The organism is Hungatella sp. (genome assembly GCF_046966825.1).
Window position 1 is genome coordinate 47,397 of the sequence record NZ_JBKVCZ010000031.1, and the last position, 8,112, is coordinate 55,508.

The following is an 8,112-nucleotide window of genomic DNA, read 5'->3' on the forward strand; positions in this document are numbered from 1 at the left end:
ACACGAATGCGAGGAATAAAGGGAAAGGGCAGATGGCTGATACTTCTGGGAGCGGTGTTGACGCTCGGTACCGCCATGACGTCCATGGCGGCGAAAAGTGTTAAGATTCGATTTGATAATGATACGAGAAGTGAATGGACGGAAGATATCAAGGTACCGAAGGTCACGGTCAATTACGATGAAGTATCACCGGAGTGGAGCAAGACTCCTGAGGACTGGGTTCCTGGAAAGAAGGTGACTGCTACCTTCACGATCTCCGGGGACTATGTGAAGAGCAACTGCAGCGTGTACGGCGGCGAACTGGTCTCCGCCAAGGCTTTGGACGGCGAGACGACCATCAAGGCCACCTACGTACCGGTTGCACAGCTGGGAGCGCCGGAATCTGCCGGATGGAGCGATGCCGCGAAGACGAAGGCTTCCTGGAAAAAGGTTGCTCACGCTTCGAAGTATCAGCTTCGCCTTTACCGGGAAGATCAGTGGATCAAGACGCTGACCACCAGTTCTACCTCCATCGATTTACTGGAGTATTTACAGGATGGCTACAGCTATTACTATGAGGTAAGAGCCATTGCGAAGGACAGCTCCGAGGAGAAGTATCTAAAAGACGGTGAATTTACCGTTTCCAATGATTCCGTGGTTCAGGAGCTGGGAGACACATCGGGCCGGTGGTCCAACACACAGAACGGCAAACGGTACCGTGATGAGAATGGAAATTATGCGGCGAACTGCTGGAAGATGATAAGCGGCAAGTGGTATTATTTCAATCAGGACAGCTACGCGCTGACCGGATGGCAGAATCTGAACGGCAAATGGTATTATATGAATGATAACGCAGAGATGGTGACCGGATGGCAGCAGATCGGCGGCAAATGGTACTATTTCAACACGGGCGGCGACATGGCTACGGGCTGGCTTCAGGCAGAGCCTGGGAAATGGTATTACCTGTATGAAGACGGCAGCATGGCTGCGGACACAGTGATCGACGGTACGTACCGGGTAGATGCGTCTGGACAGTGGGTGCCGTAAGGGATTCGTAATTCAGGAAAGACATGGTGAAAGGCGCCATGTCTTTCTTTTTTCCTGTCTGACGAAGAAGAATCGGGCTGATTATGAAATCCGGCTTGACTGTTAAGCAAATTTCATCTAAAATTATGTGACATATAAAGACAGTATATGACGTGACATTGTCCGCGTTTATCGCAGAAAGGTAAGCCATGGGAATTATAAAGACATCAAAGCTGATTTTCGATTATATCAGAAGAGATGAAAAGAAATATAGAAGAAGTAAACCGTGCCATCGACGACGTCAGCATCGAGATTAAGGAGGGCGAGTTTGTGGCGGTCTTAGGCCACAACGGCTCCGGAAAGTCCACCTTTGCCAAGCAGCTGGACGCGATTCTGCTTCCGACGGATGGGACGGTGTGGATCCAAGGGCTGGATACCTCCAAAGAGGAGAATCTGTGGGAGGTTCGAAAGAAAACGGGGATGGTATTCCAGAATCCCGATAACCAGATTATCGGTAATATTGTCGAGGAGGACGTGGGATTCGGACCGGAGAATATGGGGATTCCGACCGACGAGATCTGGAAACGGGTTGACGAGAGCCTGGAGGCGGTGGGCATGACGGCATACCGCATGAAGTCGCCCAACAAGCTTTCGGGTGGCCAGAAGCAGCGGGTGGCCATCGCAGGTGTCATGGCCATGAGACCCCAGTGCATCGTTCTGGACGAGCCTACCGCCATGCTGGATCCCAACGGGCGCCAGGAAGTGGTGAAGACCGTCCATGAGTTAAACCGCCAGGAAGGGATCACCGTGGTGCTCATTACTCATTATATGGAAGAAGTCATTCATGCCGACCGGGTTATCGTCATGGACGACGGACGGGTGGTGATGGACGGAGCGCCCAGGGAGATATTTTCCAGGGTGGAAGAACTCAAGTCTTACCGACTGGATGTGCCGCAGGTGACGGAGCTGGCTTATGAGCTTCAGAAGAACGGCGTGGATTTACCGGATGGGATTCTGACTCTGGAGGAGCTGATGAAATATCTGCTCCCCATATTTGCGGAGCGTTACCCGGACAGAGTGACTCTGGGAGATGGAGGATGCAATGGCAATTAAGATAGAACATTTAAATTACGTTTACGGACAGGGCACCGCGTTTGAACAGCAGGCGCTTAAGGACGTGAATCTGGAGATCCAGGATGGGCAGTTTATCGGACTGATCGGCCATACCGGTTCCGGGAAGTCCACGCTGATCCAGCATTTAAACGGGCTGATCAGGGCGACGGACGGTGCGATCTATTATAATGGAAAGAATATATATGACGACGGCTATGACATGCGGGCGCTGCGAAGCCGTGTGGGACTGGTATTTCAGTATCCGGAGCACCAGCTGTTTGAGATCGATGTGTTTACCGATGTCTGCTTCGGGCCGAAGAACCAGGGACTGTCGAAGGAGGAGACGCAGAGCCGGGCAAGGGAAGCGCTTACGATGGTAGGGCTCGATGAGAGCTTTTATAAGCAGTCGCCCTTTGAACTGTCGGGCGGCCAGAAGCGCCGGGTGGCCATTGCCGGTGTGCTGGCCATGGAGCCGGAGGTGCTGATTCTGGACGAGCCTACGGCGGGACTGGACCCGAGGGGACGCGATGAGATCCTGGATCAGATTGAACGTCTTCATCATGAGAAAAAGATGACGATCATCCTGGTATCCCACAGCATGGAGGACATCGCAAAATACGTGGACCGGATTCTCGTGATGAACCACGGGGAGAAGGTGTTTGACGACACGCCGAAGGAAGTATTTAAGCATTACAGGGAACTGGAGGCCATCGGTCTGGCCGCACCGCAGATCACCTATGTGGTGCATACGCTGCGGGATCATGGAGTTCCTATTGACAATAATATTACGACGGTGGAGGAAGCGAGAGACGAGATCCTTGCGCTGTTAAAAAAGGAAGGACAGGCGGCCTGCGGTGACGGAAGCCGCGGACAGGAGACATTATGTTAAGAGATATTACACTGGGGCAGTATTATCCGGTGGATTCCGTACTTCACCGGATGGACCCGAGGACAAAGCTGTTCGGAACCATGGTATTTATTATTTCCCTGTTTGTCGCAGACAGCATCTGGGCTTATCTGGTGGCCACGCTTTTTCTGGCCATGGCGATCAGACTGAGCCACGTTCCGTTTAAGTTCATGGTGCGGGGCCTTAAGGCCATCATCTTCCTGCTCTTAATCAGTGTCAGCTTTAACTTATTTCTGACCCCGGGTGAAGTGGTCTTTAGGCTGTGGTTTTTAAGGGTGACGAAGGAGGGCTTAATGACGGCCGGATTCATGGGAGTCAGGCTCATCTATCTGGTGGTGGGATCGTCGGTTATGACGCTGACGACCACGCCCAATGAGCTGACAGACGGACTGGAAAAGAGCCTTGGATTTTTAAAGAAGATAGGACTGCCGGTACATGAGGTATCCATGATGATGTCCATCGCACTTCGTTTTATCCCGATTCTGGTAGAGGAGACGGATAAGATCATGAAGGCGCAGATGGCGAGAGGCGCTGATTTTGAAAGCGGTAATATTATTCAGAGAGCGAAGAACATGATTCCGCTCCTCGTGCCTCTGTTTATCTCCGCGTTCCGGCGGGCTACGGATCTGGCTATGGCCATGGAGGCGAGATGCTACCGCGGCGGCGAGGGAAGAACGAAGATGAAGCCGCTTCACTATGCAAAGCGGGACGGTGTGACGTATCTGGTTTACGTCTTTTACCTGGCTGTGATAGTTGTTTTAAGAATCCTGATATAAGGCGGTTTTTGAGAAGATGAAACGGATTAAGCTGATAGTGGCCTACGACGGCACAAATTACTGCGGATGGCAGATACAGAACAACGGGCGGACCATAGAAGAAGTCTTAAACGAGGCGCTGACCGCCCTGTTTCACGAGAAGGTGGCGGTAATCGGGGCCAGCCGGACGGATTCCGGCGTCCACTCCGAAGGTAATGTGGCTGTGTTCGATACGGAGAGCCGGATGCCGGCGGATAAGGTCTGTTTTGCACTCAACCAGAGACTGCCGGAGGACATCCGGGTCCTTGCATCGGAGGAGGTTCCCTTAACGTGGCATCCCAGAAAATGCAACTGCGTAAAGACGTACGAATATAGAATTTTGAACCGGAAGATCGAGATACCGACGCTGCGGCTGTACGCCTATTTCTGTTACTTTCCCCTCGATGCAGAGAAGATGAAGCAGGCGGCGGCGTATCTGGTGGGTGAACACGATTTTACCAGCTTCTGCGCACCGAGGACTCAGGCGGAGGACATGGTGCGTACCATCTACAGCCTGGACGTCGTGAAGACGGGCGATATGATTACGATACGGGTCAGCGGAAGCGGGTTCCTCTATAATATGGTCCGCATCATCGCGGGGACACTGATGAAGGTGGGGCTGGGAGTCTATCCGCCGGAGCATGTGGAGGAGATTCTGGATGCCAGAAACCGGGCGGCAGCAGGCCCTACCGCGGTGGCCCGGGGACTGACGCTAATCAGTCTGGAGGAAGAGACGGAGCTTCGCCCTGTCATAGCGGCTGAAAATAAGGAGTGGAAATATACTCTGGATCAGACGAAGACGGCAAAAGAGAAGCAGTCGTTTCTTACCATAGAGCGGTGCGTCCCTGAGGAGTTTGAACGCCTCCTGTTCCGGGTGGTGCACCAGGCCGTCAGGAACGGAGCGGAGACGGTTTATGTAAACGATCAGGAAGCCGCTGGGCGGATCGAAACAGGCAAGGCATACGGCTATTACGTGTTTTTGCCTTCGGAAGAGAAGGGCGGATGGTATGTGACCCACGACACGCGAGTCTGGGGAAAGAGCGGGGAGGAGACCTGATTTTTAACGGAATTGTTACTTGTATACGGCGGAGGTTTTTGATATACTTGCTAAAATCTCCATGGCAGGAATGCCGGGACGGTTGTGATACAGCCGTCTTTTTTCGTGCAAATGAATATTCTGCGGCGGGCCTTTGAATGCGCAGGGAGATAAGGGCACTGCCGAAAAAGAGGTTTTGATATGACGGCGGACAGAACAAAAAAGACACATGAGATACCGACGAGCGCCGGTGCTGTATTGATCACGATGGGTGTGGTGTACGGGGATATCGGGACTTCTCCCATGTACGTAATGAAGTCAATCGTGGCCGGCAACGGAGGATTGGGAGGAGTCAGCGACGAACTGATCTTAGGCGCGCTCTCCCTGGTCATCTGGACCATCACCCTGCTGACAACGATGAAATATGTGGTGGTGGCCATGCAGGCGGATAACCACGGTGAGGGCGGTATTTTCTCCCTGTACAGTCTGGTAAAGCATTTTGGAAAATGGCTTATCTTTCCGGCCATGATCGGCGGAGCGGCCCTGCTGGCGGATGGCGTGATGACACCGGCAGTGACGGTGACGACGGCGATCGAGGGTCTTAGAAGCATCTCTTCCATGGGGGAGCTGCTGGGAGACGGGCAGAATAAGATCATTATTATAACGATTACAATTATTGCGCTGCTGTTCCTGGTTCAGAGAGCGGGCACCAGTTCCATCGGAAGGGCCTTTGGCCCTGTTATGGCAGTCTGGTTTCTGTTTCTGGCCGCGGCGGGGCTGGGGAACATAGGCGGGAATGCGGCGGTACTGAAAGCCTTTAATCCGGTCTACGCGGTGAAGATCCTGACCAGTCCGGCCAATGATGCGGGGATTATGATCTTAGGCAGCGTATTTCTGGCGACAACCGGCGCGGAGGCGCTGTACTCGGATATGGGGCACGTGGGAAAGAACAATATTTTCCTGAGCTGGCCTTTCGTCAAGATCTGCCTGATTATCAATTATCTCGGGCAGGGGGCCTGGCTGATGGCCTGTAAATCCAATGGGGCGCTGGCGGCGATACCGGATATGAATCCATTTTTTCAGATGCTGCCGGAAGGAATCCGGCCCTTTGCCGTGTTCCTCGGCGCGGCCGCTGCGATTATCGCGTCCCAGGCGCTTATCTCCGGTTCCTTTACGCTGGTATCGGAGGCGAGCCGGCTGGATTTAATGCCTCATATGCAGATTACATACCCATCCCAGCGAAAAGGGCAGATTTACATTCCGCTGGTGAATCAGGTGCTGTGGTTTGCCTGTACCGGAGTGGTTCTTCTGTTTCAGACCAGCGCCCATATGGAAGCGGCTTACGGGCTGGCGATTACGCTGACCATGCTGATGACAACGGTGCTGCTCTTTCTCTATCTGCGGAAGGTGAAGAAGCTGGCTGTGGTGCCTTTCCTTTTCCTGGCCTTTTTCGGCGGTCTGGAGGGGAGCTTTTTCATATCCAGCTTAAGCAAGTTCAGCCATGGGGGATACGTGGCGCTCTTTATGGCTTTGATTCTGTTTGGGATCATGGTCGTATGGCATGAGGGGACCGGCATTGAGTCTTCCCAGGCGGTGCTCCTGCCCCTGCGGAAATATCTGCCCCAGCTGGAAAAATTAAAAAATGACAGTTCCCAGGAGCTGCTGGCCGACAATCTGGTCTTCATCACAAAGGACAGCGACAAAAATAAGCTGGACAGAGATATTCTGTATTCCATCTTTGACAAGAAGCCAAAGCGTGCCAATGCATACTGGTTTGTGGGCATTACCGTCACGGATGAGCCCTATACCCGGGAATACAGCGTGGACAGCATGGGGACGAATTACATGTTCCGTGTGCAGCTCAGGCTGGGCTTTCGGGAAAATCAGCGGGTGAATGTCTACTTGAGGCAGATCGTGGACGAGATGGTGAAGAGCGGGGAGCTGCCGTCTCAGAAGCGCCGGTATTCCATCTATGAGCCCGGCGTCGTGGGGACCTTTAAGTTCTGTATGATCCGAAAGCTTCTGGTTCCGGAAAGCGATATCGGTCCCTTTAAACGGGCGGCGATATCGCTGAAATACGCGATCCGCCATTTCGCAGGCACACCGGACCGGTGGTATGGACTGGAGAATTCGTCCCTGATCATCGAGTATGTTCCGCTCTTTATCCAGATGAAGCCGGTAAGTCATCTCACGAGGGTATGAGAGACGGGGAATAAGAAAAATAATATTTTGTAAAAAACATCGAAAAAACCTTGATTTTATGGGAAAAAGAGGTTGACACACCCGGCTGAATGTAATATAATGTATAACTGTGACGTTAGACGAAAATGCTTAAGCCAAAGCCCCGGAGTGAGCATTTTACGATATAGTTATGAATAATAACAGCAATTTAACAGGAGGTTAACCAATGAAAACTTTTATGGCTAGTCCAGCAACAATTGAGAGAAAATGGTACGTAGTTGACGCTACAGGACATACATTAGGACGCTTGGCTTCAGAAGTAGCTAAAGTATTAAGAGGAAAGAATAAACCGATCTTCACACCACACATGGATTGCGGCGATTATGTAATTATCGTAAATGCAGATAAGGTGAACGTATCTGGAAAGAAATTAGACCAGAAGATTTACTACAATCACTCTGATTATGTAGGCGGAATGAAGGAAACAACCTTAAGGGAAATGATGGCTAAGAAGCCAGAGAAGGTTATGGAATTAGCAGTTAAGGGTATGCTTCCGAAAGGACCTTTAGGAAGAAGCATGATGACAAAACTTCACGTTTACGCTGGACCGGAACATGATAATGCGGCTCAGAAACCAGAAGTTTTAGAAATCAAATTTTAATTAAGGTACTGAAAGGAGGAAGTTATCATGGCTAATGCAAAATTTTATGGAACAGGCAGAAGAAAAAAATCTATCGCCAGAGTATATTTAGTACCGGGTACAGGTAAGATCACAGTTAATAAGAGAGACATCGATGAGTACTTCGGTCTTGAAACATTAAAAGTTGTTGTTCGTCAGCCGTTAGTTGCTACAGAGACCAACGATAAGTTTGACGTACTGGTTAACGTTCATGGTGGTGGTTTTACAGGACAGGCAGGTGCTGTAAGACACGGTATCTCCAGAGCTCTTCTTCAGGCAGACGCTGATTACCGTCCGATCCTCAAGAAAGCTGGTTTCTTAACAAGAGACCCGAGAATGAAAGAAAGAAAGAAGTACGGTCTCAAAGCAGCTCGTCGCGCTCCGCAGTTCAGCAAGC

The 8,112-nt window shown here is 51.4% G+C and carries 6 protein-coding genes and 2 pseudogenes; all 8 read left to right on the forward strand.

The window, feature by feature from the left end; genetic code table 11:
* Nucleotides 1-6 precede the first annotated feature (6 nt).
* Complete coding sequence (locus tag ACLTD4_RS12185) at nucleotides 7-1,026, forward strand: N-acetylmuramoyl-L-alanine amidase family protein (RefSeq protein ID WP_055653551.1); 1,020 nt, start codon at nucleotides 7-9, stop codon at nucleotides 1,024-1,026.
* Between the two features lie 188 nt (nucleotides 1,027-1,214).
* Nucleotides 1,215-2,118: pseudogene (locus ACLTD4_RS12190) on the forward strand (energy-coupling factor transporter ATPase).
* Nucleotides 2,108-3,007, forward strand: coding sequence for an energy-coupling factor transporter ATPase (locus ACLTD4_RS12195; protein WP_025532236.1), 900 nt, complete (start codon nucleotides 2,108-2,110; stop codon nucleotides 3,005-3,007). The pseudogene ACLTD4_RS12190 and the gene ACLTD4_RS12195 overlap by 11 nt, the downstream one beginning before the upstream one ends.
* The gene (locus tag ACLTD4_RS12200) at nucleotides 3,001-3,801 is read left to right on the forward strand and encodes an energy-coupling factor transporter transmembrane component T family protein (RefSeq protein ID WP_117622348.1); all 801 of its coding nucleotides are present in this window, start codon (nucleotides 3,001-3,003) and stop codon (nucleotides 3,799-3,801) included. The genes ACLTD4_RS12195 and ACLTD4_RS12200 overlap by 7 nt, the downstream gene beginning before the upstream one ends.
* A 16-nt stretch (nucleotides 3,802-3,817) precedes the next feature.
* Nucleotides 3,818-4,552, forward strand: a pseudogene (gene truA, locus ACLTD4_RS12205) (tRNA pseudouridine(38-40) synthase TruA); the annotation flags it as partial.
* Nucleotides 4,553-5,056: 504 nt separating this feature from the next.
* A complete protein-coding gene (locus tag ACLTD4_RS12210) occupies nucleotides 5,057-7,057 on the forward strand; it encodes a KUP/HAK/KT family potassium transporter (RefSeq protein ID WP_117622347.1) in 2,001 nt (666 codons plus the stop codon).
* 205 nt (nucleotides 7,058-7,262) lie between these two features.
* Nucleotides 7,263-7,697: a 50S ribosomal protein L13 gene (gene rplM, locus ACLTD4_RS12215; RefSeq protein WP_002604666.1), complete on the forward strand. Its 435-nt coding sequence runs from the start codon at nucleotides 7,263-7,265 to the stop codon at nucleotides 7,695-7,697.
* A gap of 27 nt (nucleotides 7,698-7,724) precedes the next feature.
* Nucleotides 7,725-8,112: 30S ribosomal protein S9 (rpsI, locus tag ACLTD4_RS12220; RefSeq protein WP_412331333.1), on the forward strand; the 388-nt coding region annotated here is incomplete at its 3' end.